The sequence below is a fragment of the Allobosea sp. TBD101 genome, from assembly GCF_059817965.1.
Genome location: NZ_CM187543.1, coordinates 2,593,199 through 2,616,897 on the forward strand (window position 1 = coordinate 2,593,199; position 23,699 = coordinate 2,616,897).

General features: G+C 67.1%; 27 protein-coding genes. 19 read left to right on the forward strand and 8 right to left on the reverse strand.

Translation table 11 applies throughout. The features are described 5' to 3' along the window. Window positions 1-62: 62 nt before the first annotated feature. The 3 genes from rpsK (at window position 63) to rplQ (ending at window position 2,094) form a co-directional block, all read left to right on the forward strand. Window positions 63-452, forward strand: coding sequence for a 30S ribosomal protein S11 (gene rpsK / locus AC6RIC_RS12670; protein ID WP_043237079.1), 390 nt, complete (start codon window positions 63-65; stop codon window positions 450-452). 94 nt (window positions 453-546) lie between these two features. Beyond that, window positions 547-1,563, forward strand: coding sequence for a DNA-directed RNA polymerase subunit alpha (locus AC6RIC_RS12675; RefSeq protein ID WP_454656607.1), 1,017 nt, complete (start codon window positions 547-549; stop codon window positions 1,561-1,563). A 114-nt stretch (window positions 1,564-1,677) separates the two neighbouring features. Beyond that, window positions 1,678-2,094, forward strand: a complete 417-nt coding sequence (gene rplQ / locus AC6RIC_RS12680; protein ID WP_047582390.1) for a 50S ribosomal protein L17 — start codon at window positions 1,678-1,680, stop codon at window positions 2,092-2,094. A 216-nt stretch (window positions 2,095-2,310) separates the two neighbouring features. Here rplQ and AC6RIC_RS12685 read toward each other — a convergent pair whose 3' ends face one another. Beyond that, a complete protein-coding gene (locus AC6RIC_RS12685; RefSeq protein WP_499736406.1) occupies window positions 2,311-2,730 on the reverse strand; it encodes a BLUF domain-containing protein in 420 nt (139 codons plus the stop codon). A 186-nt stretch (window positions 2,731-2,916) separates the two neighbouring features. Between AC6RIC_RS12685 and AC6RIC_RS12690 the strand changes: the two genes are divergently transcribed. The 3 genes from AC6RIC_RS12690 to AC6RIC_RS12700 are packed head-to-tail and all read left to right on the forward strand — an operon-like array spanning window position 2,917 to window position 5,800. Continuing rightward, window positions 2,917-4,314, forward strand: coding sequence for a Do family serine endopeptidase (locus AC6RIC_RS12690; protein WP_499736407.1), 1,398 nt, complete (start codon window positions 2,917-2,919; stop codon window positions 4,312-4,314). Beyond that, on the forward strand, window positions 4,311-5,618 hold the full coding sequence (locus tag AC6RIC_RS12695; protein WP_454656610.1) for a replication-associated recombination protein A: 1,308 nt from the start codon (window positions 4,311-4,313) through the stop codon (window positions 5,616-5,618). Before AC6RIC_RS12690 ends, AC6RIC_RS12695 begins: the two co-directional genes overlap by 4 nt. A 2-nt stretch (window positions 5,619-5,620) precedes the next feature. Further along, window positions 5,621-5,800, forward strand: coding sequence for a hypothetical protein (locus AC6RIC_RS12700; protein WP_454656611.1), 180 nt, complete (start codon window positions 5,621-5,623; stop codon window positions 5,798-5,800). A 280-nt stretch (window positions 5,801-6,080) separates the two neighbouring features. On the opposite strand, the gene AC6RIC_RS12705 is transcribed toward AC6RIC_RS12700, so the two are convergent. Continuing rightward, window positions 6,081-6,431: a hypothetical protein gene (locus AC6RIC_RS12705; RefSeq protein WP_499736408.1), complete on the reverse strand. Its 351-nt coding sequence runs from the start codon at window positions 6,429-6,431 to the stop codon at window positions 6,081-6,083. 93 nt (window positions 6,432-6,524) lie between these two features. Here AC6RIC_RS12705 and crcB point away from each other — a divergent pair, with 93 nt between their 5' ends. The 9 genes from crcB (at window position 6,525) to AC6RIC_RS12750 (ending at window position 14,757) form a co-directional block, all read left to right on the forward strand. Continuing rightward, on the forward strand, window positions 6,525-6,941 hold the full coding sequence (gene crcB, locus AC6RIC_RS12710) for a fluoride efflux transporter CrcB (protein ID WP_499736409.1): 417 nt from the start codon (window positions 6,525-6,527) through the stop codon (window positions 6,939-6,941). Beyond that, a complete protein-coding gene (locus AC6RIC_RS12715) occupies window positions 6,938-8,206 on the forward strand; it encodes an RluA family pseudouridine synthase (protein ID WP_499736410.1) in 1,269 nt (422 codons plus the stop codon). The genes crcB and AC6RIC_RS12715 overlap by 4 nt, the downstream gene beginning before the upstream one ends. A gap of 105 nt (window positions 8,207-8,311) precedes the next feature. After that, on the forward strand, window positions 8,312-8,812 hold the full coding sequence (locus AC6RIC_RS12720) for a hypothetical protein (protein ID WP_454656614.1): 501 nt from the start codon (window positions 8,312-8,314) through the stop codon (window positions 8,810-8,812). Between the two features lie 74 nt (window positions 8,813-8,886). Continuing rightward, window positions 8,887-9,564, forward strand: coding sequence for an HAD-IA family hydrolase (locus AC6RIC_RS12725; RefSeq protein WP_499736411.1), 678 nt, complete (start codon window positions 8,887-8,889; stop codon window positions 9,562-9,564). A gap of 275 nt (window positions 9,565-9,839) precedes the next feature. Beyond that, window positions 9,840-10,292 carry a hypothetical protein gene (locus AC6RIC_RS12730; protein WP_454656616.1) on the forward strand — a complete coding sequence of 151 codons (453 nt, stop codon included), beginning with the start codon at window positions 9,840-9,842 and terminating at the stop codon, window positions 10,290-10,292. Between the two features lie 261 nt (window positions 10,293-10,553). Then, entirely contained in the window at window positions 10,554-12,554 is a 2,001-nt protein-coding gene (locus tag AC6RIC_RS12735; protein ID WP_499736412.1) for an acetyl-CoA carboxylase biotin carboxylase subunit, read from the forward strand. 132 nt (window positions 12,555-12,686) lie between these two features. Continuing rightward, complete coding sequence (locus AC6RIC_RS12740) at window positions 12,687-13,307, forward strand: glutathione S-transferase family protein (RefSeq protein ID WP_499736413.1); 621 nt, start codon at window positions 12,687-12,689, stop codon at window positions 13,305-13,307. A 50-nt stretch (window positions 13,308-13,357) separates the two neighbouring features. Then, window positions 13,358-13,864 (forward strand): lysozyme inhibitor LprI family protein, encoded by a 507-nt coding sequence (locus AC6RIC_RS12745; RefSeq protein WP_499736414.1) that lies wholly within the window; start codon window positions 13,358-13,360, stop codon window positions 13,862-13,864. A gap of 77 nt (window positions 13,865-13,941) precedes the next feature. Beyond that, window positions 13,942-14,757: a YdcF family protein gene (locus AC6RIC_RS12750; RefSeq protein ID WP_499736415.1), complete on the forward strand. Its 816-nt coding sequence runs from the start codon at window positions 13,942-13,944 to the stop codon at window positions 14,755-14,757. Window positions 14,758-14,917: 160 nt separating this feature from the next. Here the strand turns inward: AC6RIC_RS12750 and AC6RIC_RS12755 are convergent, their stop codons facing one another. Both AC6RIC_RS12755 and AC6RIC_RS12760 read right to left on the reverse strand, forming a co-directional pair. Further along, window positions 14,918-15,184: a DUF3253 domain-containing protein gene (locus AC6RIC_RS12755; RefSeq protein WP_454656621.1), complete on the reverse strand. Its 267-nt coding sequence runs from the start codon at window positions 15,182-15,184 to the stop codon at window positions 14,918-14,920. Then, the gene (locus AC6RIC_RS12760) at window positions 15,181-15,873 is read right to left on the reverse strand and encodes a DUF599 domain-containing protein (RefSeq protein WP_454656622.1); all 693 of its coding nucleotides are present in this window, start codon (window positions 15,871-15,873) and stop codon (window positions 15,181-15,183) included. The genes AC6RIC_RS12755 and AC6RIC_RS12760 overlap by 4 nt, the downstream gene beginning before the upstream one ends. Before the next feature lie 134 nt (window positions 15,874-16,007). On the opposite strand from AC6RIC_RS12760, the gene AC6RIC_RS12765 reads away from it, so the two are divergent. From AC6RIC_RS12765 to AC6RIC_RS12775, 3 genes are all read left to right on the forward strand, one after another. Continuing rightward, window positions 16,008-16,421: a rhodanese-like domain-containing protein gene (locus tag AC6RIC_RS12765; protein ID WP_499736590.1), complete on the forward strand. Its 414-nt coding sequence runs from the start codon at window positions 16,008-16,010 to the stop codon at window positions 16,419-16,421. Window positions 16,422-16,431: 10 nt separating this feature from the next. Continuing rightward, window positions 16,432-16,605: a hypothetical protein gene (locus tag AC6RIC_RS12770; protein ID WP_291657084.1), complete on the forward strand. Its 174-nt coding sequence runs from the start codon at window positions 16,432-16,434 to the stop codon at window positions 16,603-16,605. Window positions 16,606-16,930: 325 nt separating this feature from the next. Beyond that, window positions 16,931-18,730: an ABC transporter ATP-binding protein gene (locus AC6RIC_RS12775; protein ID WP_499736416.1), complete on the forward strand. Its 1,800-nt coding sequence runs from the start codon at window positions 16,931-16,933 to the stop codon at window positions 18,728-18,730. Between the two features lie 59 nt (window positions 18,731-18,789). Here the strand turns inward: AC6RIC_RS12775 and AC6RIC_RS12780 are convergent, their stop codons facing one another. Together AC6RIC_RS12780 and AC6RIC_RS12785 are read right to left on the reverse strand one after the other, a co-directional pair. Then, a complete protein-coding gene (locus AC6RIC_RS12780; RefSeq protein WP_454656624.1) occupies window positions 18,790-19,308 on the reverse strand; it encodes a gamma-glutamylcyclotransferase family protein in 519 nt (172 codons plus the stop codon). Window positions 19,309-19,431: 123 nt separating this feature from the next. Further along, window positions 19,432-20,604: an isovaleryl-CoA dehydrogenase gene (locus tag AC6RIC_RS12785; RefSeq protein WP_499736417.1), complete on the reverse strand. Its 1,173-nt coding sequence runs from the start codon at window positions 20,602-20,604 to the stop codon at window positions 19,432-19,434. A 230-nt stretch (window positions 20,605-20,834) separates the two neighbouring features. Between AC6RIC_RS12785 and AC6RIC_RS12790 the strand changes: the two genes are divergently transcribed. Further along, on the forward strand, window positions 20,835-21,326 hold the full coding sequence (locus AC6RIC_RS12790; protein ID WP_499736418.1) for an ABZJ_00895 family protein: 492 nt from the start codon (window positions 20,835-20,837) through the stop codon (window positions 21,324-21,326). On the opposite strand, the gene AC6RIC_RS12795 is transcribed toward AC6RIC_RS12790, so the two are convergent. Then, window positions 21,323-22,315, reverse strand: a complete 993-nt coding sequence (locus AC6RIC_RS12795) for a CorA family divalent cation transporter (RefSeq protein ID WP_499736419.1) — start codon at window positions 22,313-22,315, stop codon at window positions 21,323-21,325. The genes AC6RIC_RS12790 and AC6RIC_RS12795 overlap by 4 nt on opposite strands. 96 nt (window positions 22,316-22,411) lie before the next feature. Then, window positions 22,412-23,386: a glycoside hydrolase family 25 protein gene (locus AC6RIC_RS12800; protein ID WP_499736420.1), complete on the reverse strand. Its 975-nt coding sequence runs from the start codon at window positions 23,384-23,386 to the stop codon at window positions 22,412-22,414. Between the last annotated feature and the right edge of the window lie 313 nt (window positions 23,387-23,699).

Genomic DNA, 23,699 nt, shown 5'->3' on the forward strand with positions numbered 1-23,699 from the left:
CGGGCCGCCGGCATCCCCAGCGCCTGGCATGACGGGCGCGCCTGAAGGATGGAAGAAGAGATATGGCCAAGGAAGCCCAGCGCGTCCGTCGTCGCGAACGCAAGAACATCGTCTCCGGCGTCGCGCATGTGAACGCCTCGTTCAACAACACCATGATCACCATCACCGACGCGCAGGGCAACACGATCTCGTGGTCGTCGGCCGGCACGATGGGCTTCAAGGGTTCGCGCAAGTCGACCCCCTACGCCGCCCAGGTCGCCGCCGAGGACGCCGCCCGCAAGGCTGCCGAGCACGGCATGCGCACCCTCGAGGTCGAGGTGACCGGTCCGGGTTCGGGCCGCGAGTCGGCTCTTCGCGCTCTCCAGGCCGCGGGCTTCACCGTGACCTCGATCCGCGACGTGACGCCGATCCCGCACAATGGCTGCCGTCCGCGCAAGCGCCGTCGCGTCTGACGCCTGACTTGTAGCCTTGAAGGCGCCCGCAGGGGCGGGCGCCTGTCCGGGGCGGCGGTGGCCGCCAGAAGAATTCAGCACCAGGAGTGCGGTCGTGATCAGCAAGAACTGGCAGGATCTTTCCAAGCCGAACAAGCTCGAAGTGAAGGTCGGAGACGACCCGAAGCGTCAGGCCACCGTGATCGCGCGTCCGCTCGAGCGCGGCTTCGGCATGACGCTCGGCAATGCGCTCCGTCGCGTGCTGCTGTCGTCGCTCCAGGGCGCGGCGGTGACCGCCGTCCAGATCGACGGCGTTCTGCACGAGTTCTCCTCGATTCCGGGTGTCCGTGAGGACGTCACCGACATCGTCCTCAACATCAAGGCCATTGCGGTCAAGATGCAGGGCGAGGGCCCGAAGCGCATGACGCTCCGCAAGTCCGGCCCGGGCACCGTCACCGCCGGCGACATCAACACCATCGGCGACGTCGCGATCCTGAACCCCGACCTCGTGCTCTGCACGCTGGACGACGGGGCCGAGATCCGCATGGAGTTCACGGTCAACACCGGCAAGGGCTATGTCCCGGCCGAGCAGAACCGTCCCGAGGACGCGCCGATCGGCCTGATTCCGGTCGACAGCCTGTACTCGCCGGTCAAGAAGGTCTCCTACCGCGTCGAGAACACTCGCGAGGGCCAGAACCTCGACAAGGACTCGCTGACGCTGGCGATCGAGACCAACGGCTCGGTCTCGCCCGAGGACGCGCTGGCGCTCGCCGCCCGCATCCTGCAGGACCAGCTCGCGGTGTTCATCACCTTCGAGGAGCCGCGCAAGGAAGAGGCCGTCTCGACCGCGCCGCAGCTGCCCTTCAACCCGGCGCTGCTCAAGAAGGTCGACGAGCTCGAGCTCTCGGTCCGCTCGGCGAACTGCCTCAAGAACGACAACATCGTCTATATCGGCGACCTCATCCAGAAGTCCGAGGGCGAGATGCTGCGCACCCCGAACTTCGGCCGCAAGTCGCTGAACGAGATCAAGGAAGTGCTGGCGACCATGGGCCTGCACCTGGGCATGGACGTCCAGGGCTGGCCGCCGGAGAACATCGAAGAGCTCGCGAAGCGCTTCGAGGAGCACTACTAAGCCTCAACGGCGCGGGAGGCATCCCGCGCCAACCCCGCCCGGCTCACAAGAGCCGGAGCATAACGAACGGCCGTACCGTGGCACGGCGGCCGTAAGCAACGAAGGAGCCAAACAATGCGTCACGGTTTCCGCGGTCGTCGTTTCAACCGCTCGGCCGAGCATCGCCAGGCGATGTTCGCCAACATGGCCCAGGCCCTGATCAAGCACGAGCAGATCACCACCACGCTGCCGAAGGCCAAGGACCTGCGTCCGGTCGTCGAGAAGCTCGTCACCCTCGGCAAGCGCGGCGACCTGCACGCCCGCCGTCAGGCGATCGCGCAGATCAAGGATGTCGAGCTGGTCGGCAAGCTCTTCGCGGTCCTCGGCCCGCGCTACAAGGAGCGCAACGGTGGCTATCTCCGCATCATGAAGGCGGGCTTCCGCTTCGGCGACAACGCCCCGATGGCGATCATCGAGTTCGTCGACCGCGACGTCGACGCCAAGGGCAAGGATTCCGGCCCGGTCTTCACGGCGGAAGACGAAGCCGCCTGATCGGCTTCTTCAGACTGAATTGGAAAAGGCGGCCTTCGCGGGCCGCCTTTTTCTTTTGGCCGGGGTCGAGGCGGATTTCCAGGAAGCGTGGTCATCCCGGACGCAGCGAAGCGGAGATCCGGGATCCATCGAAGGGCGCGGCGCTCTACGATGGATCCCGGGGCACGCCCGGGATGACGGCGTGGTTCAGCGGACTTGCGATTATTCGCGGGAGCTTCAACCCGGCCGCCCGGCAAGCTCGCCGGCGAGGTCTACGAGCGTCTCCAGCGGCTGGGCGTGGAGATCAGCCTCCGGCGTCACGCCGTAGAGACCGAAGATGAAGCTGGTCGTCTCGTCGCGCTCGGCGATGCCCATGGCCCAGCCGGGGAAGGAGCGAGCTGCGATCGGTTCCTCCACGAGCAGCCTGAATGCCGCGTGGCGCGCGTCCACCACGATCCGGCCATAGGTTTCGATCACGCTGTCGCGCGGACCCTCCAGCATCTGCGCGAAGGCGCCGTCCGTCGCCAAGAGGAAGCCGGTGATGCCGTTCTGGTCGTTGAAGCGGCGGGCGCTTGCCAGGATGCCGTCCAGCTCCGAGCGGCGATTGGCGTCGACGAGCCGGCTCTCGCTGGCGTACACAAGCCGAATCAGGCTCATCCTGCTCTTCCTATCCGGCCGTGAAAGGCCATATCGGGCTGGGGGATGCCGCTGCGGGAACCGCAGGGCTCTGCATGGGTATAGCGGGTGTCTCGCCTGAACGGAAAACTCCGTGCCGGCGCTTTTTGTTTCTGAACGAGGACGAGCATGATCCACCGCCCCGCAACACATCGGAAGACCCTGGCCATGGCTGCCCTCGCGGGCGCCCTGATGGCCGGCGTGGCGCCGTGGCCGGCGCTCGGCCAGGCCCGCCAGGTGCCCGAGACGCGCGAGCAGGTGACGCTCTCCTTCGCGCCGCTGGTCAAGCAGACGCAGGCCGCGGTCGTGAACGTCTACGGCGCGCGCGTCGAGAAGCGCCCGCAGAACCCCTTCATGGACGATCCGTTCTTCCGCCGCTTCTTCGGCGATGGCGGCTTCGGCGTGCCGCGCGAGCGGGTGCAGCGCTCGCTCGGCTCCGGCGTCGTCGTCGATGCCGGCGCCGGCCTCGTGGTGACGAACAACCACGTCATCGAGAACATGAGCGAGGTGAAGGTCGCTTTCGCCGACAAGCGCGAGGTCGAGGCCACGATCCTGTTGCGCGATCCGCGCACCGATCTCGCCGTGCTCAAGCTCGCCGATGCGAAGAACCTGACCGCGATCGAGCTCGCCGATACCGACGAGCTGCAGGTCGGCGACATCGTGCTCGCCATGGGCAATCCCTTCGGCGTCGGCCAGACGGTGACGCAGGGCATCGTCTCGGCGCTCGCCCGCACGCAGATCGGCGTCGGCGACGCGCAGTCCTTCATCCAGACCGATGCCGCGATCAACCCCGGCAATTCGGGCGGGCCGCTGATCGACATGCGCGGCCGCGTCGTCGGCATCAACACCGCGATCTATTCGCGCTCCGGCGGCAGCGTCGGCATCGGCTTCGCCATTCCTTCGGCGATGGTGCGCCTCGTCGTCGACAGCGCCAGGGCCGGGGTCAAGACGGTCAAACGGCCCTGGTTCGGGGCGCGGCTGCAAAGCCTGACGGCGGAAGTTGCCGACGGTCTCGGCCTCGACCGGCCGGCGGGCTCGGTCGTCGCCAGCGTCGTCGACAAGGGCCCGGCCGATCAGGCGGGGCTGAAGCGCTCGGACGTCATTCTCTCGGTCGATGGCGTCAATGTCGATGACCCCGAATCCTTCGGCTACCGCTTCGCGACCCGGCCGATCGGCGGGACGACGATGCTCAGCGTGTTGCGGGGCGGCAAGCGCATCTCGATCCCGGTCAAGCTCGTCGCAGCGCCGGAGACCCGGCCGCGCGACATGGTGAAGCTCACCAGCCGCTCGCCGCTCGCAGGCCTGACGGTCGGAAACATGTCGCCGGCGCTCGCCGAGGAGCTTTCTGTCGAGACGGGCAATGATGGCGTCGTGGTCAGCGAGATCGAGGAAGGTAGCACCGCTGCCAATGTCGGCTTCCAGAGGGGCGACATCATCAAGGCGCTGAACGGCGAGCAGATGACCAATTCGCGCGAGGTCGAGGCGATCCTGAGGGATCGCAGGCGTGCCTGGGAGGTGACGATCATCCGCAATGGCCAGACGATCACCTCGGTCTTTCCGGGGTGAGCGATCTGTTCGCAGCCTCGGGGCTGGACAAGTCCGGCCCGCGGCCACTCGCCGACCGGTTGCGGCCGACGACGCTCGCCGAAGTCGCCGGCCAGGAGCACCTGACCGGGCCGGACGGCGCGCTGACGCGGCTCGTCGCCTCCGGCACGGTCGGCAGCCTGATCTTCTGGGGGCCGCCCGGCACCGGCAAGACGACGGTGGCGCGGCTGCTCGCCGGTCTGGTCGATCTCGGCTTCGAGCAGATCAGCGCGATCTTCTCCGGCGTGGCAGACCTGAAGAAGGTCTTCGAGGCCGCGCGCGGGCGCCGGCTCGGCGGCCGGGGCACGCTGCTCTTCGTCGACGAGATCCATCGCTTCAACCGCGCCCAGCTCGACGCCTTCCTGCCCGTCATGGAAGACGGCACGATCACGTTGATCGGGGCGACCACAGAGAACCCGTCCTTCGCGCTCAACGCGGCGCTGCTGTCGCGGGCGCGGGTGCTGACCTTCAAGTCGCTGGACGAAGGCTCGCTGCTCTTCCTGCTCGGTCGCGCCGAGGTGCTGGAGGGCCGGGAACTGCCCCTGACGCCGGAGGCGCGCTTGGCGCTGGCGCGCTTCGCCGATGGCGATGGCCGCGCCGTGCTGACGCTGGCAGAGGAAATCTGGCGGGCAGCGAAGCCGGGCGAAATCCTCGACGAGCATGGCCTATCCGACGTCATTCAGCGCCGCGCGCCGATCTACGACAAGGCGCAGGACGGCCACTACAACCTGATCTCCGCCCTGCACAAGACGATCCGCGGCTCCGACCCGGACGCGGCGCTCTATTATTTCGCACGCATGCTCGATGCCGGCGAGGACCCGCGCTTTCTGGCGCGGCGGCTGGTGCGGATGGCGGTCGAGGATATCGGGCTCGCCGATCCGCAGGCGCTGCTGCATGCCCGCGCGGCGGCGCAGACCTATGAGCAGCTCGGCACGCCCGAGGGCGAGCTCGCGCTGGCCAATTGCGTGATCTACCTGGCGACCGCGCCGAAATCGAACGCGGCCTATACCGCCTACAAGGCGGCGGTGAGGGTGGCGAAGGAGCGGGGCTCGCTGACGCCGCCCAAGACCATTCTCAACGCGCCGACCAAGCTGATGCGCGAGGAGGGCTACGGCGCCAATTACGCCTATGACCATGACCAGCCGGACGCCTTCTCCGGGCAGAACTACTGGCCGGACGCGCTTGGCCGGCAGCGCTTCTACGACCCGCCCGAGCGCGGCTTCGAACGCGAGATCCGCAAGCGGCTGGAATATTGGGAACGGCTGCGGCAGGAGCGGGGAGAATAGGGATGCAATTACTGGCGCGCCTGCTCCTGATCGTGCCTTCGATTATCGCGGGCTGGTTCGTTCCGAAGGATGATGTCTCCTACTGGGTCGTGGCCTTCGTGATCGCGCTGGTCTTCATCGTGCTGACCATCGCCTTCGAACTCTATGTGCATCCCTGGCTGCGGCGGCGCAGGGGCTCCTAGAGCCTGCTGATTTGACGCGGAACCATCGCCGTCATTCCGGGGCACGCCGCAGCCTGGGCCCGGAAGCCATGAACACGAGGCGAATCCAGTTCGTCATGCTCGCCCTTGGGGCGAGTATCCACGTCTCGGATACCGTACGGCATAGCTGAAGACGTGGATGGTCGGGACAAGCCCGACCATGACGGACAGACGTATTCATGGGTTCCGGGCTCGCCGCTGCGCGGCGCCCCGCAATGACGGTATGGTTCCGTTAAAAGCCAGCAGATTCCCGAGGCAGCGCTCAGCTCCGGCAGTTGAACGGCAGGAAGGTGCTCGCCATGCCGGCGTTCATCGCCATCACCACGAGCCGGTTGGCGAGCTCCAGCTCCTCCTTGCTGCGGGCGCAGACGTCGGCGCGCGCCTGGCAGTTCGACGCGAGAAAGGCGTCGTGGCTGGCAAGGAAGTCCAGTCCCAGGCCCTTCTTCCCGAGCCGCGCGATCGACTGGTCATAGGCCTTCCTGTAGCGGTTGCATTTCTCCGTCGGCCAGTCTGTGTCCGCGCTGCCGCCCTGCTGGGCGAAGGCAGCCATGCTGCCGAAGATGATCATGACGGCGAGCAGTCCTGCGCCGTCGATCCGAGCCTGAAGAGCCATCGCTTCCACTCCCGTCGCTGCGATCGGTCGATTTCCGACACCGATCTTCCCGCCCGGCCGCACGGAGCCGTGCAATTGCGGCGGATTTCGTTTGTGCAAGGCGACAGCGCGCTCTATTCCACAGCGATGATCTCCACCGCTTTTGTTTTTGTAGGCGCCGGCATCGGCGGCGCCCTGCGCCACGGCATCAATCTGGTGTCGCCGCGCTGGTTCGGCATGGGCTTTCCCTATGGGACCATGGCCATCAACGTCATCGGCTCGGCGCTGATGGGGCTGGTCGCCGGCTGGTTCGCCTTCCGCGCCGGCGAGGGCGTGCCGCAGGATCTGCGCCTGTTCCTGGCGACAGGTATCCTCGGTGGCTTCACCACCTTCTCGGCCTTCTCGCTCGACGCCGTCCTGCTCTGGGAGCGGGGCGAGACGATGCTGGCGGCCACCTATGTGATCGGCTCGGTCGTGCTGTCGCTGGCGGCGCTGGTCGGTGGCCTCGCGATGATGCGGAGCATGTCATGAAGACGGGCGGCAAAGGCCCCGGCAGCAAGGGCGCCGGCGGCAAGGGTACGGGCGGCAAGGGCACCGGCAACGCCCCTCGCGGGGGCAAGCCGCCATCTGCCGGCGCCCCGCGCGGCAAGCGGCCGAGCCATGATGCCCGGCGTCGCGCCGCGGCGCGCCCGGCCGGCGGCGAGGAGCGTGTGCAGCGCCCCGTTCGACCGCGGCCGGCGGAAGAAGCTCCCAAGCCGACCCGCGCGCAGGTGAAGGCCGAGACGGCGCAGGTGCTCTCGACCGGCGTGCAGCAGCTCGTGGTGACGCCGGACGAGAACGAGATGCGGATCGACCGCTTCCTCGAGGCGCGCTTCCCGCAGCTGTCCTTCAGCCACATCCAGCGCATCGTCCGGAAGGGCGAGTTGCGCGTCGACGGCAAGCGCGCCGACAGCAAGGATCGGCTCACCGAGGGCCAGACCGTGCGCATCCCGCCGCTGAAGCTCGAGGAGCAGGCGGAGCGGCCGCGCTCGGCCAAGGCCGATGCCGATACGATCGGCTTCCTACGCTCGATCACGCTCTATGAGGACGACGATGTCATGGTCCTCAACAAGCCGGCCGGGCTCGCCGTGCAGGGCGGCTCGGGCACGACGCGCCATGTCGACCAGATGCTGGAGGCGCTGACGACCAAGGACGGACAGAAGCCGCGCCTCGTCCACCGGCTCGACAAGGACACGGCCGGCTGCCTCGTCATCGCCAAGTCGCGTTTCGCCGCGGCGACGCTGGCCAAGACCTTCCGCTCGCGCTCGGCCCGCAAGGTCTACTGGGCGCTGGTCGTCGGCGTGCCGCGCGTCCGCCAGGGCCGGATCTCGACCTATCTCGCCCGCGAGGAGGCCTATGACGGCGACCAGCGCATGGCCGTCGCCAAGCATGGCGAGGACGGCGCGATGCATGCCGTGACCTATTACGCGGTGGTCGAGACGGCAGCGCAGAAGCTGGCCTGGCTCTCGCTGAAGCCGGTGACCGGCCGCACGCACCAGCTGCGCGCCCATACCACCCATATCGGCCACCCGATCATCGGCGACCCCAAGTACTTCAACATCCAGAACTGGGAGCTGCCCGGCGGCATCCAGAACAAGCTGCATCTGCTGGCGCGGCGGATCGTGCTGCCGCATCCGCGCGGCAAGGGTACGATCGATGTCAGCGCGCCGCTGCCGCCGCATATGCGCCAGAGCTGGAACCTGCTCGGCTTCGACGACGCGCCCTATGACCCGATCGTCGAAGCGCCGGACGAGTGACGCCTCACCTGCCTCTCCTTGGGTGATGACGAAACGTAAGAGAACAGTTGCGGAACAAAGCGCTTTCTGTTCTAATTATGTTCTCATCATCGGGAGGGGCTGACCATGCGTTCGGTTTTGATCGTTACCGCCTTCGTTCTCGGCTTTTGCGGAACCGCCCAGGCGCAGAATGCCGCGCCGGCCAAGGCGCCTGCGCCGACACTTGCTGCCACATCTGCGGACGAGCCGATTCCGCGGGCCGAACGGGCCAAGGCCCGGCAGGATTGCGTATCCGAGAACATCGCGCTGACCGGCGACGACCTGCGCGCGGCGATGCGCATCTGCATGCAGGGCAAGTTTCCGGGCGTGCAGCTCTATGCCCGTGACGGCGTGACCCGCGACGGCAAGCCGACGGCGGTGGCGGTGCGGGCGGCTTGCAAGGACGAGGTCGACGGGCGCAAGCTGCAGGGTTCCGAGCGCATCGCGGCGCTGACGGCCTGCTTCAACGGCAAGCGGCCGGACCTCGCACAGCGCTCCGAATGCCGCAAGGAGGCGCGCTCCAAGGGGCTCGACGGCGCCGATCTGCGCAAGGCGGTCGATGCCTGCGCCCGCGAGGCCAAGGGCTGAGCCGTCGGCAGGTGGGATGACGCCATGCCGGGCTGGCAGTGGATTGCCGGGGCGATCCGCGCTAAAGCGCCGGCATGGACCTCATCATCTTCGATCTCGACGGCACGCTGATCAATTCCGAGGCGATCATCCTCGAAGCGCAATACGAGACATTCAAGCGTTGCGGCCGGGTTCATCCGGGGCGTGAGGCCGGGCTCGGCATCGTCGGGCTAACCCTGGACATCGCAATGGCGCAGCTTGCCGGGCTCGCGGAGCCCGACGACGTGCTGACCGAGACCTATCGCCAGGTCTTCAGCGGGATGCGGGTGCGGGCCGAGACCGATCCGTCGCTGGATGAGCCGCTCTTCGCGGGTGTTGCCGAGACGCTGGCCGAGCTGAAGCGCCAGAGCGGGCTGAAACTCGGCATCGCCACCGGCAAGTCGCGCAAGGGAGCCGAATTCATCGTCGCCCGGCATGGCTGGCAAGGCCTGTTTGACACGGTGCAGTCGGCGGACGACGCGCCCTCGAAACCGCATCCCGGCATGATCCAGCGGGCGATGGCTGAGACCGGAGCTGCGCCCGCGCGTACTGCGATGGTCGGCGACAGCTCCTTCGATATCGAGATGGCGGTGGCCGCCGGCGTGGTGCCCGTCGCCGTATCCTGGGGCTTCCAGCCAGTCGAGAAGCTGGTGACGCTCGGCGCGCGGTATGTCCTGCGCGAATTCCCGGAGCTGCCGGCGGCGCTCGGGCTGCCGAAGGCCGTGGCGGCGTAGAGCCCGACGCCTTGCCTTACGGGGCGTAGCTGTCACCGCCCCGAACCTGCCTGTGCAGCCTCTTGTCCGCCCGCTCGGCCGCTGCCGTTCGCCGGCAAGAATCCGGCCGCGGCCCGCGCCTCAGTAACATCCTCGCAACCACGCCGACTCAGCTCCGTTTAACCTGAATAACCGTTCAGATTTGCGCGTTAACCACCTGATGGCGAGGCGAGAGGCATGGTGTTCCCACAACAGGGACATACCGGCCCAAAACAACGCCGGACAGGGGTTCGAACATGATGGATCGTGAGCTTCGTGAATTCGTCGATCGCGTGATGGATCGTCGCGCGATCGACGAAGAAGACGTCAAGATGCTTCAACGCAATATCTTGAGCGACATCGTCATCACGCGGGACATCGTCGATGTTCTCATTGCGCTTGACCGGGCCGTGCCGCTCAACTGCAAGGCCTATGCGGATTACCTCGTGGCGTTGGTCGTCGATTTCGCCGTCTGGGAGAACCGCCCGACCGGCGTGATCGACCGCGACAAGGCGCATTGGCTGGTCACGACGCTCTCGGCCGGCGAGGGCCCGACCACGACGGCCCAGCGCATCGCCAACGAGATCGCCCGCGAAGCCGAGCATTGCGACGAGACGCTGCTCGCCTTCGCCTTTGCCAAGGGCGCTGCGAAGGACGTGGTCCGGGCCGGCGTCGGCGCCGCTCCCCGCGTCGTCCTGCTCGCGAGCTGAGCCCGTTCTTCAGCTCGCTCCAGATATCTTTGTCGGCGGAGCGAACCCAAACCGTGGAGCTTCCTCCACGCGGGATTGCTCCGCCGCCGGCTTTCGATGATGGCGATTTCGGAGATCCGGCCGGACCGAAGACTGCCCCGGCCTGTGCATCCTTGCACAACGGCTTGGCCGATAGCCGACTTTCGCATCGGTGGACGGCAGTTGCGGCATCCCATAGACCCCGGCTATTGCAGTCTGGTCTGAAGCCGGGAGTGGCCGCGCATGTTCTCGAAGATCCTGATCGCGAACCGCGGCGAGATCGCCTGCCGTGTCATCAAGACGGCGCGGCGCATGGGTATCAAGACGGTCGCCGTCTATTCCGATGCGGATCGCGACGCTCTGCATGTCGAAATGGCCGATGAGGCCGTGCATATCGGCGCAGCACCCGCCGCCCAGTCCTACCTCCTGATCGACAAGATCATCGACGCCTGCAAGCAGACGGGCGCGCAGGCCGTGCATCCCGGCTACGGTTTCCTGTCCGAGCGCGAGGCCTTCGCCCAGGCGCTCAAGGATAACGGCATCGTCTTCATCGGCCCCAATCCCGGCGCCATCGCGGCGATGGGCGACAAGATCGAGTCGAAGAAGGCAGCGGCCGCTGCCAAGGTTTCGACCGTTCCGGGCTTCCTCGGCATCATCGAGAGCCCCGAGCATGCGGTGACCATTGCCGACGAGATCGGCTATCCCGTGATGATCAAGGCCTCGGCCGGCGGCGGCGGCAAGGGCATGCGCATCGCCCATTCTTCGGCTGAGGTCGCCGAAGGCTTCGCCCGTGCCAAGTCGGAGGCCGCATCCTCCTTCGGCGACGATCGCGTCTTCGTCGAGAAATTCATCGTCGATCCCCGCCATATCGAGATCCAGGTTCTCGGCGACAAGCACGGCAACGTCATCTATCTCGGCGAGCGCGAATGCTCGATCCAGCGCCGCAACCAGAAGGTTCTGGAGGAGGCGCCGTCGCCGCTGCTCGACGAGGCGACCCGCCGCAAGATGGGCGAGCAGGCGGTCGCGCTGGCCAAGGCGGTCAACTACGACTCGGCCGGCACGGTCGAGTTCGTGGCGGGGCAGGACAAGTCCTTCTACTTCCTCGAGATGAACACCCGTCTGCAGGTCGAGCACCCGGTCACCGAGATGATCACCGGTATCGATCTCGTCGAGCAGATGATCCGGGTAGCCTTCGGCGAGAAGCTCGCGATTGCGCAGGCCGACGTGAAGCTCGACGGCTGGGCGGTGGAGAGCCGCGTCTATGCCGAGGACCCGACCCGCAACTTCCTGCCCTCGACCGGGCGGCTCGTGACCTACCGGCCGCCGAGCGAGGGGCCGGATGGCGAGGCGATGGTGCGCAACGATACCGGCGTCTTCGAGGGCGGCGAAATCTCGATCTATTACGACCCGATGATCGCCAAGCTCGTCACGCACGCGCCGACGCGCGAGGCGGCGATCAAGGCGCAGGCGCGCGCGCTCGATGCCTTCGCCATCGACGGCATCCGCCACAACATCCCCTTCGTCGCGGCGGTGATGCAGCATCCGCGCTGGATCGCCGGCAATCTCTCGACCGGTTTCATCGCCGAGGAGTTTCCGGAGGGCTTCTCGCTGCCGGTGCCGCAGGGTGAGACTGCGCAGCGCATGGCGGCGATCGCCATCGCCTGCGACCACCGCATGAACCAGCGCAAGCGCAACGTCTCGGCGCAGATGGAGGGCTGGCGCAAGGTCGCCTTCGACCGGCTGCGCATCGTGCAGCTCGGGCCTGAGCGCTTCGAGGGCGAGGTAACGGAGCAGGGCGGGGCGGTGGTCATCGCCTTTGCCGACCGCAGCGTCAGCGTCGCCAGCGACTGGGTGCCGGGTGAGCCGGTCTGGCATGGCACGCTCGACGGGGTGAAGGCCGCGGCGCAGGTCCGGCCGATCCTGAACGGCGTCGCGCTCGGCCATGCCGGCGCCTATGCCAATGCCCATGTCTATACGCAGCGCGAAGCGGAGTTGGCCGCGCTGATGCCGGAGAAGGTCGCTGCCGATACCGGCAAGTTCCTGCTCTGCCCGATGCCGGGCCTGGTCAAGGCGATTTCGGTCGCGGTCGGCCAGGAGGTCAAGGCCGGCGAGCCGCTCGCCATGGTCGAGGCGATGAAGATGGAGAACGTCCTGCGCGCCGAGAAGGACGTCACCATCGCCAAGATTTTGGCGAAGGAGGGCGACTCGCTCGCCGTCGACGCCGTCATCATGGAATTCGCCTGAGCGGATGATGCAGGACGCGGCTCTGCCGTCATGGTCGGGCTTGTCCCGACCATCCACGTCTTTGCTCATCAAAGTTGTGTTCAAGACGTGGATGCTCGCCACAAGGGCGAGCATGACGGTCCGGAGGGTTTCATGCTGACGATCTGGGGCCGGTTGAGCTCGATCAACGTCCAGAAGGTGGTCTGGGCCGCGGGCGAGGTCGGACAGGCTTTCGAGCGCATCGATGTCGGCGGGCCTTTCGGTGGGCTCGACACCCTCGAATTCGCGGCAATGAACCCGAACCGCCAGATTCCGGTGCTGCGCGACGGTGAGCTCGTCCTATGGGAGTCGAGCAGCATCCTGCGCTATCTCGCGGCCCGCTATGCCTCGGGTGTGCTCTGGGAGGAGGATCCCGCCCGGCGCGTCCTGGCCGATCGCTGGATCGACTGGATGCAGTCCGAGTTGCAGCCGGCATTGGCACCAGTGCTCTGGGGCGTGGTGCGCAAGGTGCCGGCCTTCACCGAGCCAAAGGTGATCGCCGACGGCGTGGCCCGTGCCGAGGTGCTGATGGCGATCCTCGAGGCGCAATTGGCGGATCGGCCCTTCCTGGCCGGCGAGCGCTTCGGCATGGCGGATATCGCGGTGGGCTGCGGTGTGCATCGCTGGCTCAACATGCCGGTGGAGCGGATCGCGAGGCCTCGTGTCCAGCGCTGGTATGAAACGCTCTTCGCCCGGCCGGCAGCGCAGGCCGCGCTGCCGTTGCCGATCGCGTGAGATCGCAACGCCCCGCTTGATCCGGGCGCAGTCGCTGGCATGATAGCGGGATGAGCGCCTTTCGGACGATCCTGCTCCTGTGCAGCCTCGCTGCGACCGCGCCTGCGGTGGCACAAACGTCACCGACGCTACGGACCGATCTCGCGGCGCTCTCCGGCTGTCTGCGCGACAGCGGGTCCTCGCCTTCGGCCTGTATCGGCGCGGTGGCAGTGGTCTGCGTACGGGCCGCCAGCAACGATCCGCGCGGGGCTGAAGCCGCCTGTGCCCGGCGCGAGGAGGCGGCGTGGCGCGAGCGCCTGACGCTCGCGCTGCAAGTCACGGGACGCGCCCTCGATGCCGGCCAGCGCAGCCGGCTCGCGGCGTTGCAACTCGCCTGGGAGAGCTATGTCACGCAGAAATGCGCCTTCTATGGCGCGACCCAGCGTGAGGCGCTGCAAGCCGGGCGGCAGGCGGGCTGTGAATTGCGCGAGGTCGCCGGCCGGGCGATCGAGCTCGCGAAAGCCCTGCCGCAGACCGGCGGGCGGCGCCCGCAATCGCCGCCGCAGATCATTCGCTGACAGCACTCGCCATTCCCGAGCGTAGTTTCAGGGTATCCCGGTTCAGAAAGCCGTCAGTATTTGCCGATAGAATTTGAGTGATCTGTCCTCAGTCCGGCCGCGCGATGTTCTTCGTTCTCTCAAAGGTCGTCTGGTTCGTCCTGTCGCCGGTGAATTTCGCGATCCTGCTTGCCGGGCTTTCAGGGCTGCTGGCCTTCACGCGCCTTGCCCGCCCGGCGCGCTGGGTCGGATTGATCTCGCTGATCGCGCTCGGGCTCATGGCCTTCAGCCCGCTGCCGCGCATCGTGCTGCGGCCACTGGAGGATCGCTTCCCGCAGCAGGATGCCCGCAAAGGCCCGGTGACCGGGATCGTCGTGCTCGGGGGGGCCGTCGGCGTCGCACGCGGCGATGTCGCGATGAATTCCTCGGCGGCGCGCATGACCAAGGCGGTGGAACTGGCGCGGCTGCATCCGCAGGCCAAGATCGTCTTCACGGGCGGCGCGGCCAACCTGATCTCGGAAACGACCGTGACCGAAGCGGATGGCGCCAAGCTGCTGTTCGAGGGGCTGGGGCTCGAGCCCGCCCGGCTCATCCTGGAGGACAAGTCACGCAACACGCGCGAGAACGCCGCCTTCACCCGCAGGCTCGTCGACCCCAAGCCCGGCGAGCGCTGGCTCCTGGTGACTTCGGCCTGGCATATGCCGCGCTCGATCGGTGTGTTCCGCAAGGCCGGGTTCGCGGTCGAGGCCTTCCCGGTCGATTACTGGACAAGCGGCGAGCCCGACGATTTCATCCGGCCGTACAGCCGGGCACCCCGCGGGCTCGAAATCGCCGATAACGGCTTCAAGGAGTGGGTCGGCCTCGTGGCGTATCGGCTCGCGGGCTATACGGACGAACTCTTCCCGGCGCCGTAAGTCAGAGCCAATCGCCCTCCTTGGGAAACACAGATCATCCCGGACGTAGCGAAGCGAAGATCCGGGATCCATGCCTGAACCTTGATCGGAAGCGTTCCGGAATGGATCCCGGGTCAAGCCCGGGATGACCCGCGTGTTTCCGCGGAAAATCGGGTCGGTCTCAAGACATAACCGGTAGCACCAACCGATAGACGCCACGAAAATCGTCGGGGTCGACCGGGCGGCCCTTGCGAGTGATGACCAGCCGGCCTTCCTTCATCAGCTTCACGGCAGCCCGGCGCACGGGCTGCATCAACGGCCCCCAGCCGTCGGGATGGTCGCCGCCGAGGCGGCGGGCGACATCCATCGGCGAGATCGTCAGACCCGCTTCGCGCTGGGCGAGCAGGTCGAGGATCGCGCTCTCGATCGCTTCGGGTTCGATGCTCATGGCTGGCTCGGATATTTGAAGACGCGGGCGGCGTCGGAGGCGAACTGGCGGCGATACATCGCGACCAGCACCGCAGCGGTGAAGCCGATGAAGGTGACCGGGCCGAGAAACCAGCCGAGATAGGCGAGCGCGAAGAAGAAGGCGCGCTGGCCGCGGTTGAAATGCCGGCCGGCGGCAATGTTCATCTCCACGGTCTCATGGACCGCATGGGCCATCGCCTTCGCGTCCTTGCTGTCGAAGGGCGGCAGGGCACCGAGCAGGATGACGCAGTAGTTGAACAGCCGGTAAGCCCAGGCGAACTTGAAGAAGGCGTAGCCGAAGACGCCGGTGAGGCCGATCACCTTCATCTCCCAGACCGAGCGCAGCGTCACGGGCACGAAAGGCAGGTCGCTGAAGATCGCGACCACGCGCTCGGTCGAGTTCAGGAGAGTGAGCGTGCCGCCGATCGCGATCAGCGAGGTCGAGGCGAAGAAGGCGGTGCCGTTCTGCAGTCCGCCCATCACCTGCGTGTCGACGATCCGCACCTCGCGGCCCGCCGCCTCGTTGATCCAGCGGGCGCGGCGCAGGTTCATCCGCATGTTGAGCGTTCGGGCGGCATGCGGCCCGAGCTCGACTGCATAGTGATAGCCGACCCATGAGATCGCGAAGAACGCGAGCGCGATGACGTCCAGATTGCTGAAACCGAGCATGCTGCCGCTCTGCCATTTCGGGAGCCGGAGAGGCAAGCAGCTTGTGACGAAGCCGCGCGGGCGACAAGCCGGGCGGCATTGACGCTGTAGCGGCGAGCCGTCACGGTGCGGCCGGAATCGGGGAGGGCATGATCGTGCCGCAGACCATCACCAAGGGCTACAAGACGCTGGTCGCGGAGGCCGAAAGCCGGATCGAGACGCTGTCGGTCGCGGAGGCACAGGCGCTGCACGGAAGTGATGCCGTGGTCTTCGTCGATCTGCGCGATCCGCGCGAGCTGGAGCGGGAAGGGCGGATGCCCGGTGCCTTCCATTGCCCGCGCGGCATGCTGGAGTTCTGGATCGACCCGGAAAGCCCCTATGCCAAGCCGGTCTTCCAGCAGGACAAGCGCTTCGTCTTCTTCTGCGGTGGTGGCTGGCGCTCGGCATTGGCTGCGCAGGCCGCGCAGGAGATGGGCCTGAAGCCGGTCGCGCATGTGGCCGGCGGCTTCGGCGCCTGGAAGAAGGCCGGTGCGCCGGTCGATACGGCCCCGGCCGACAAAAAGGCCTGAGGCCTAGACCTTGTCCCACTACGTCATCGTTCTGCTGGTCGCGGCCTTCGTTTTCCGCAAGCCGCTGGGCAGGTTGCTCGCGCGGCGATGGCCCAACCACGCCAAGCGCCAGCAGGTGCTGGGCACGATCATCGCGGCCTTCCTGCTGGTGATCGCGGCGCGTCTGGTGGCGCTGTTCTGGTAAGCCGACGCGCTACTCCGCCTTGAATTGAGCGAAGACGCCTCGTGCAGTCATTGCATGGGAGGCGGGCTTGCGCGCTGCCCAACAATCAGGCACCTTCCTTCGCCTTGGCTCCAACTCAAGAAAGGGAGGGCTGAATGAAATTCATCAACACCGCAGCCACTCCCATGCGACCAACCCGGCACTAGGTCGGTCTCGCACGAGGCCCGCCCCCGGGGCAGTCTCCTGAGCCTTTTTTCAAACCAGTTTCTTTCATTGCCGAAGCCGGCGCGCGTCGTCGTCTTCGCCTGATTCGGAGTCGGCTGCCGTCCTGGCGCCGAATGACGCTATGTCTCATGATACTCAAACCGGGCGGCGCGAGCCGTTCCGGGCCGTTCTCGGCTTCACTTTCAAGCATTGGGCACGCCAGCCCGGGCAGGTCGCCTGGGTGGCCGGCGTCACCATCGTCGCGACGCTCGCCGAGTTGTTCACGCCGGTCTATGCCGGCCGCCTCGTCGATGCGGTGGCGGGCGGTGCCAGCGCCGGAGGCGCGGAGGCGGCGCTCTGGGCGCTCGGCGCGATGATGGTGCTCGCCGCCATCATGGTGGTCGGGCGGCATTTCGCCTTCACCGGCATCACCACGATGACGCTGCGCACGATGAGCGACGTCTCGCAGGAGGCCTTCGCGCGCCTGCAGCGCTTCTCGACCGACTGGCACGCGAACAATTTCGCGGGCTCGACGGTGCGCAAGATCACGCGCGGCATGTGGGCACTCGATCTGCTGACCGACACCGTTCTGATCGCGCTCCTGCCGTCGCTGGTCATCCTGCTCGGCATGACGGCGGTGCTGGCCTGGCACTGGCCGACGATGGGGCTCGTCGTGGCGCTCGGCGCGTTGGCCTATATCGGGCTGACGCTGGCGCTGTCGCTGCGCTTCGTCGCGCCGGCGGCGCGGCTCGGCAACGCCTGGGACACGCGTCTGGGCGGTTCGCTGGCCGATGCCATCACCTGCAACCCGGTGGTGAAGGCCTATGGCGGCGAGGCCCGCGAGGACCTGCGGCTGGCGACGGTCGTCTCCAAGTGGAGCCGCAGGACGCGGCGCGCCTGGATTCGCGGAACCTGGTCGGGCACCGGCCAGAACATCGTGCTGCTCTTCCTGCGCGCGGCGGTGATCGGTCTCGTGATCTGGCTCTGGGCGAACGGGCAAGCCTCGCCCGGCGACGTCGCCTTCGTGCTGACGGCCTATGCGGTGGTGCATGGCTATCTGCGCGATGTCGGCCAGCACGTCCACAACCTGCAGCGCTCGGTCAACGACATGGAGGAGCTCGTCTGGATGCACGATCTTCCCTATGGCGTGCCGGACCGGAAGGGTGCGGTGGATATGGGCGTGACCGCGGGCGAGATCGCCTTCGAGGACGTGACCTTCCATTACGGTGGGCATCACGATCCGCTCTACCGCGATTTCTCGCTGACCATCCGTGGCGGCGAGAAGGTCGGCCTCGTCGGCCGCTCGGGCTCCGGCAAGACGACCTTCGTCAAGCTGGTGCAGCGGCTCTACGACGTCACCGGGGGCCGGATCGCGATCGACGGGCAGGATATCGCCGATGTCACGCAGGCGTCGCTGCGCCAGCAGATCGCGATCGTGCAGCAGGAGCCGGTGCTGTTCCACCGCTCGCTGGCGGACAACATCGCCTATGGCCGGCCGGGCGCGAGCCTGGCGCAGGTCGAGCAGGCGGCGAAGCTCGCCAACGCGCATGAGTTCATCATGCGCCTGCCCAAGGGCTACGCGACGCTCGTCGGCGAGCGCGGCATCAAGCTCTCGGGTGGCGAGCGTCAGCGTGTCGCGCTGGCCCGCGCCTTCCTGGCCGATGCGCCGATCCTGATCCTGGACGAGGCGACGTCCAGCCTCGATTCGGAATCGGAGGCGCTGATCCAGCAGGCGATCGAGCGCCTGATGGAAGGCCGCACCACGATCGTGATCGCGCACCGCCTCTCGACGGTCAGGGCCATGGACCGCATCCTGGTCTTCGATCGCGGCCGGGTGATCGAGGAGGGGCCACACGAGGCCCTGCTGACCCGCCCGGACGGCGCCTATCGCGCGCTGTTCGAGAAGCAGGTCAGCGAGCTGGCCAAGGGGCTGGCGGCGTAACCGCCGCCGGTGTCTCCGAACAAGGAAAGGGCCGCGCAAGCGGCCCTTTTCGTTGGGGTTTATTTCGGCGCCAGCGCCCTTGGCCGCACGCCCTTCACCGGGCCGGGGGGGAGCGGCGCGCTCGCATCCTGATTCAAGCCCTTCAGATCGAGATTCGGCTTGGTCAGAAAACGATTCAAGCCGGCGACGTAAGTCTCTGGCAGGCCGTAGTGTTTCGCCCCGGCGATGACCGCTTCCATGTAGCCTGGGCGCGGCCGCCCCGGATCGGCCGAGCGGCCGATATAGATCAGCGCGCGCTTGGCTCCGCCCGGCACGATCACCGGCTGGCTGATCTTCACATAGAGCCCGCTGGCCAGCTCCTCGAACTTGTCGAGGACGCGCATGTCGCTGAGCGAGCAGTCCCAGAGCACGCCATGGACCTCCTCGCGGGGATCGCGGATCACCGAGGCATAGCCGTCGCGGGTGACGATGAAGCGATGGCGGGGCAGGCGGGCCGGGCCGAGCGGCTGCGCCTTCGGGCAGCGCTGCGCCATCCCGTCCGGGTCCATGTTGAGGCCATAGGCGAAGTAGAGAGGCATCGTTTCGACTGCGCGCTTTCCGTCATGGTCGGGCTTGTCCCGACCATCCACGTCTTCGCCTTTCGAGGGGCGGGGTCAAGACGTGGATGCTCGCCACAAGGGCGAGCATGACGGCGGAGCTTCTCACTTCGTCTTGTTGAACAGTTCCCGCCCGATCAGCATCCGGCGGATCTCGCTCGTCCCGGCGCCGATCTCGTAGAGCTTGGCGTCGCGCAGCAGGCGGCCGGTCGGGTAATCGTTGATATAGCCGTTGCCGCCGAGGAGCTGGATCGCATCGAGCGCGACCTGCGTCGCCTTCTCGGCCGCGATCAGGATGGCGCCGGCCGCGTCCTCGCGGGTGGTCTCGCCGCGGTCGCAGGCCTTGGCGACGGCATAGACATAGGCGCGGCAGGAATTCATCGCGACATACATATCGGCGACCTTGCCCTGGACGAGCTGGAACTCGCCGATCGACTGGCCGAACTGCTTGCGCTCATGGACATAGGGCATGACCACATCGAGCGCCGCCTGCATGATGCCGAGGGGGCCTGCCGCCAGCACGACGCGCTCATAGTCGAGGCCCGACATCAGCACGTTGACGCCGCGCCCGACCGTGCCGAGCACGTTCTCCTCCGGCACCTCGCAATCCTGGAAGACGAGCTCGCAGGTATCCGAGCCGCGCATGCCGAGCTTGTCGAGCTTCTGGTGGGTCGAGAAACCCTTCATGCCCTTCTCGATCAGGAAGGCTGTGATGCCGCGCGGGCCGGCCTCGGGATCGGTCTTGGCGTAGACGACCAGCGTCTCGGCGATCGGGCCGTTGGTGATCCACATCTTGTTGCCGTTGAGGACGTAGCGGTCGCCCTTCTTGTCGGCGCGGGTCCGCATCGAGACGACGTCGGAGCCCGAGCCCGGCTCGGACATGGCGAGCGCGCCGACATGTTCGCCCGAGATCAGCTTCGGCAGGTATCTGCGCTTCTGCGCCTCGTTGCCGTTGCGGCTGATCTGGTTGACGCAGAGATTCGAGTGGGCGCCGTAGGAGAGGCCGACGGAGGCGGAGGCGCGAGAGACCTCCTCGACCGCGATGCAATGCTCAAGATAGCCCAAGCCCGTGCCGCCATGCTCCTCATCGACCGTCATGCCGTGCAGGCCGAGCGCGCCCATTTCCGGCCAGAGATCGCGCGGGAACTGATTGGTCTTGTCGATCTCCTCGGCGCGCGGCGCGATCTTCTCCTGCGCGAAGGCATGGACGGTGTCGCGGATCGCGTCGGCGGTCTCGCCGAGGTCGAAATTGAACGGGCGCGGCGCGTTGGCGAGCATGATGTCCTCCCGGCTCGAATAGCTTTGTGCAGCCCGAACGGGGCCGCTTTGTCGCGAGCTTACAGGTCGGGAATGCCGGTGTCAGGCCGAGCGGATCAGAGGGCGGTGTGGGCGGTTTTGCACCGGTCCGCCGCCCGATGAGCCTGTCCCTTGTGCAGAGCTCGGGGCTTTACCGGCGTTGCCAACCATCGTAGCCGGCGGATTGGACCATGCCTGCCTGGAGCTTCCGAATGTCCCTGCCGTCGATCGCATCGCCCATTTCCAACGGCGCTCTCGTCTTGCGCTACACCGCCTTCCTGGTTGTCGCGGTGATCATCCTCAATGTGGTGGTCATCGCTCTGGAGGCCTATTTCAACGCGGCTCCGGGCAGCATGGGAGCGCTGGGCCTGATCCTGGTCTGGAGCGCTGGTTCGTGGGCCGGCCAGATCTGGTTCAAGCGCGAGCAGGCCTGTCCGCCGTCCGGCCGTGCGTGGTCCGTCGCGCTGCTCTGCGCGCTCGCGACCTTCGTGCTGCAGGCTGTTTTCGTCCTCGTCATCGCGGGCTTCATGCCCGGTGGATTCGCGAGCATCGCGCGCTATCGCAACAGCGATCAGATGCTCATTGCCGGCGCGTTGACCGGGATCTTCGTGCTGGAATTCCTGCTGATCCGTGCTGCGATCTTCTGGGGCGCCAAGGCCGAGGAGAAGCGGGCGCAGCGGCAGGCCGCGAAGAGTGATGCCTAGCTCCCGATCACGCCCCGGCGCCGGAGCAGGACGAGGGTCAGCAGGGCGGCGGCGAGACAGGTCAGCGCCACGAAGAAGGCGCCGGCCTCCGATTCGACCCAGGGCAGGCCCTTCACATTGATGCCGAACAGGCCGGTGATGAAGGTCGCGGGCAGGAAGAGCGCCGTCAGCAGCGAGAGCACATAGAGCTGCCGGTTGGTGCGGCTGGCCGAGCGGGCCGCGATCTCGTCCTGCAACAGCCGCGCCCTGTCCTGTACAGACTGGACATCGTGATGCAGGCCGTCGACGCGCTGGAGCAATCGCGAGGCTGCGCCCTTGACCGCATCGGGCGCGCTGCGGCCGGACTGGGTCTCGGCGAAGCGACGGAACAGGACATGCAGGCCGCTGAGCTGGCGATGCAGCCGGACCGCCGTGCGCCTGATCGAGCCGACGCGCTGCGGCCCGTCATGCAGGCGGTCGAGCAGGATATGGTCCTCGACGCTATCGGTCTCGTCGACGAGACGCACCACCGCGTCGGTGACGTCGTCGATGATGTATTCGATGATCTGCTCGAAGAGCCCGGCCGGGCTCGCGGCCGGTTCGCCGCGATCCAACGCCTCGGCGGTCATGCGGATCGAGTGCAGCGCCTCGCGCCGGCCGGTCAGCAGGAACTTCTCGCCGATGATCCAGCGCAGCGCGCCGACATCCTCGGACTTGTCGGCAATGTCGCGGATCAGGTCGTGCGAGACGCCCCAGGCGAGATTGGCGGAATGGTCGAGCCGCTGGTGCGGCTCATGCGAGAGGAAGGCTTCCTGCGTCGCGTCCGGCAGCTCCTGCTCGGCGATCCAGCTCTGGGCCCGCGTGTGGACGAGATCGAGATGAAGCCAGACGAAGCCCTCAGTCGGGGCGAGCTCCGGCATCTCGTCGCGCGGGAGGCGGGTGGGCGCTCCGTCCGCGTCGAAGCGATAGGCCCAGATGATGCCGGATTGGGACTGGAGATCGCTGAGCATGCCGGGCTTCCGCTGACACTGCGGGGCCGATCCGGCAGCGCGGCGCCTAAGGGCGCCGCGGATATGACGGCGGCATGACAGCCGGCAAAAGGTGGCTCAGTCGCGCCTGATCGAGCCGGTTGCGTCGGCGCGGCGGTTATCGGCCGTGCGTGCGTTCGGGATGCGGCCGGGCGGGGCGAATTTCAGCTTCGTGCCGCCAGCGTCGCTGGGCGCACGCAGGCCCGCCGGAGTGGGCGTCGGCGTCGGCGCCCGCGCCGCGATCCTGGGCTCGCCGCCATGCCATTTGCGCGTGCCGATGTCGAAGCGGCCCTGGCGCCAGGCTTCGAATTCGCGCTCGCTGCCGAAGAAGGCGTTGCGGTCGACATCGCCGGTGATGCCCGGCACGCGACCGGTGGTGGTGAACTGCCAGAACTCCCAGCGGTCGCGCTCATAGCGCTTCGCCAATGGAGCCGCCGTCGAACGCAGCCAGAACGGGTGGTCATTGAGCTCACCCTCCAGCACGTCCTCGTGGAAGTTGATGTCGGTATAGATGACCGGCTTCTTGCCAGTGTGTTCGCGCAGGCCCTTGAGCATCTCGTTGATCTTGGCCATGGCCAGTTCCTTCGATATCTTGCGGGTGCATTGCGAGTCGTTCTGCCATTCGACATCGAGCACCGGCGGCAGGGCGTCCGGGTCGCGCGGGATGTGCTTCTTGATCCAGCGCACCTGATCCTTGGCCGAGCGGCACCACCAGACGAAGTGATAGGCGCCGCGGGCGACGCCGTGCTTCTTCGCCTCGGCCCAATTGCGCTTGAAATTCGGATCGAGGTGGTCGCCGCCCTCGGTCGCCTTGATGAAGGCGAAGCGCGTGCCGGCATCCTTGACCCGGGCCCAGTCGATTTCGCCCTGCCAGCGGGAGACGTCGATGCCCTGGATCACCTTGCGCCGCGCATCGCGGACGCCGTGATGGGGCGAGCTGTCGCCCTTCTTCGGATAGAGCGCCTGCGCCGGTTCGACGAGACCTATCATCAGGGCCATGAAGGCGAGGGCCTTGAGCCCGATCCGTCCGCTGGTCAGCTTGCGCGCTGGCATGTGTCTCTCCCGCATCACAGGTCCAGATGCGGGGAGCGTGGTTAAGCGCCGGTTAGAATTGCGGCGCAGTCGAACAATGAATTTCAGCCTTGGTTAACCGGCGCGGTTCGGCGCGTCCGCTCAGTCGAGAACGACGGGCTCGACCTGGTTGTCGATGGCCCGCATGGTCGAGGCGACGGGGGGCACGCTGCCGGGGATGCGCGCGATGGGCACGTCGCTCGGCTCCTGCGGCTCGGGAGCGGCAGGGGGAGGCAGCGGCGCCTGCTGGACCGGTGCCGGCTGTGCCGGCCCTTCGCGCTTGTCCCAGCGGCGC

Excerpts from the sequence above, each read along its gene's own strand:
- AC6RIC_RS12705 (WP_499736408.1), bottom strand. The coding sequence starts at position 6,431 with ATGGCTCTTCAGGCTCGGATCGACGGCGCAGGACTGCTCGCCGTCATG.
- AC6RIC_RS12725 (WP_499736411.1), top strand. The coding sequence starts at position 8,887 with ATGGACCTCATCATCTTCGATCTCGACGGCACGCTGATCAATTCCGAG.
- AC6RIC_RS12800 (WP_499736420.1), bottom strand. The coding sequence starts at position 23,386 with ATGCCAGCGCGCAAGCTGACCAGCGGACGGATCGGGCTCAAGGCCCTC.
- AC6RIC_RS12785 (WP_499736417.1), bottom strand. The coding sequence starts at position 20,604 with ATGCTCGCCAACGCGCCGCGCCCGTTCAATTTCGACCTCGGCGAGACC.
- AC6RIC_RS12790 (WP_499736418.1), top strand. The coding sequence starts at position 20,835 with ATGTCCCTGCCGTCGATCGCATCGCCCATTTCCAACGGCGCTCTCGTC.
- rpsK (WP_043237079.1), top strand. The coding sequence starts at position 63 with ATGGCCAAGGAAGCCCAGCGCGTCCGTCGTCGCGAACGCAAGAACATC.
- AC6RIC_RS12775 (WP_499736416.1), top strand. The coding sequence starts at position 16,931 with ATGTCTCATGATACTCAAACCGGGCGGCGCGAGCCGTTCCGGGCCGTT.
- AC6RIC_RS12685 (WP_499736406.1), bottom strand. The coding sequence starts at position 2,730 with ATGAGCCTGATTCGGCTTGTGTACGCCAGCGAGAGCCGGCTCGTCGAC.
- AC6RIC_RS12735 (WP_499736412.1), top strand. The coding sequence starts at position 10,554 with ATGTTCTCGAAGATCCTGATCGCGAACCGCGGCGAGATCGCCTGCCGT.
- AC6RIC_RS12745 (WP_499736414.1), top strand. The coding sequence starts at position 13,358 with ATGAGCGCCTTTCGGACGATCCTGCTCCTGTGCAGCCTCGCTGCGACC.
- AC6RIC_RS12700 (WP_454656611.1), top strand. The coding sequence starts at position 5,621 with ATGCAATTACTGGCGCGCCTGCTCCTGATCGTGCCTTCGATTATCGCG.
- rplQ (WP_047582390.1), top strand. The coding sequence starts at position 1,678 with ATGCGTCACGGTTTCCGCGGTCGTCGTTTCAACCGCTCGGCCGAGCAT.
- AC6RIC_RS12740 (WP_499736413.1), top strand. The coding sequence starts at position 12,687 with ATGCTGACGATCTGGGGCCGGTTGAGCTCGATCAACGTCCAGAAGGTG.
- AC6RIC_RS12730 (WP_454656616.1), top strand. The coding sequence starts at position 9,840 with ATGATGGATCGTGAGCTTCGTGAATTCGTCGATCGCGTGATGGATCGT.
- AC6RIC_RS12780 (WP_454656624.1), bottom strand. The coding sequence starts at position 19,308 with ATGCCTCTCTACTTCGCCTATGGCCTCAACATGGACCCGGACGGGATG.
- AC6RIC_RS12720 (WP_454656614.1), top strand. The coding sequence starts at position 8,312 with ATGCGTTCGGTTTTGATCGTTACCGCCTTCGTTCTCGGCTTTTGCGGA.
- AC6RIC_RS12690 (WP_499736407.1), top strand. The coding sequence starts at position 2,917 with ATGGCTGCCCTCGCGGGCGCCCTGATGGCCGGCGTGGCGCCGTGGCCG.
- AC6RIC_RS12755 (WP_454656621.1), bottom strand. The coding sequence starts at position 15,184 with ATGAGCATCGAACCCGAAGCGATCGAGAGCGCGATCCTCGACCTGCTC.
- AC6RIC_RS12760 (WP_454656622.1), bottom strand. The coding sequence starts at position 15,873 with ATGCTCGGTTTCAGCAATCTGGACGTCATCGCGCTCGCGTTCTTCGCG.
- AC6RIC_RS12715 (WP_499736410.1), top strand. The coding sequence starts at position 6,938 with ATGAAGACGGGCGGCAAAGGCCCCGGCAGCAAGGGCGCCGGCGGCAAG.
- AC6RIC_RS12795 (WP_499736419.1), bottom strand. The coding sequence starts at position 22,315 with ATGCTCAGCGATCTCCAGTCCCAATCCGGCATCATCTGGGCCTATCGC.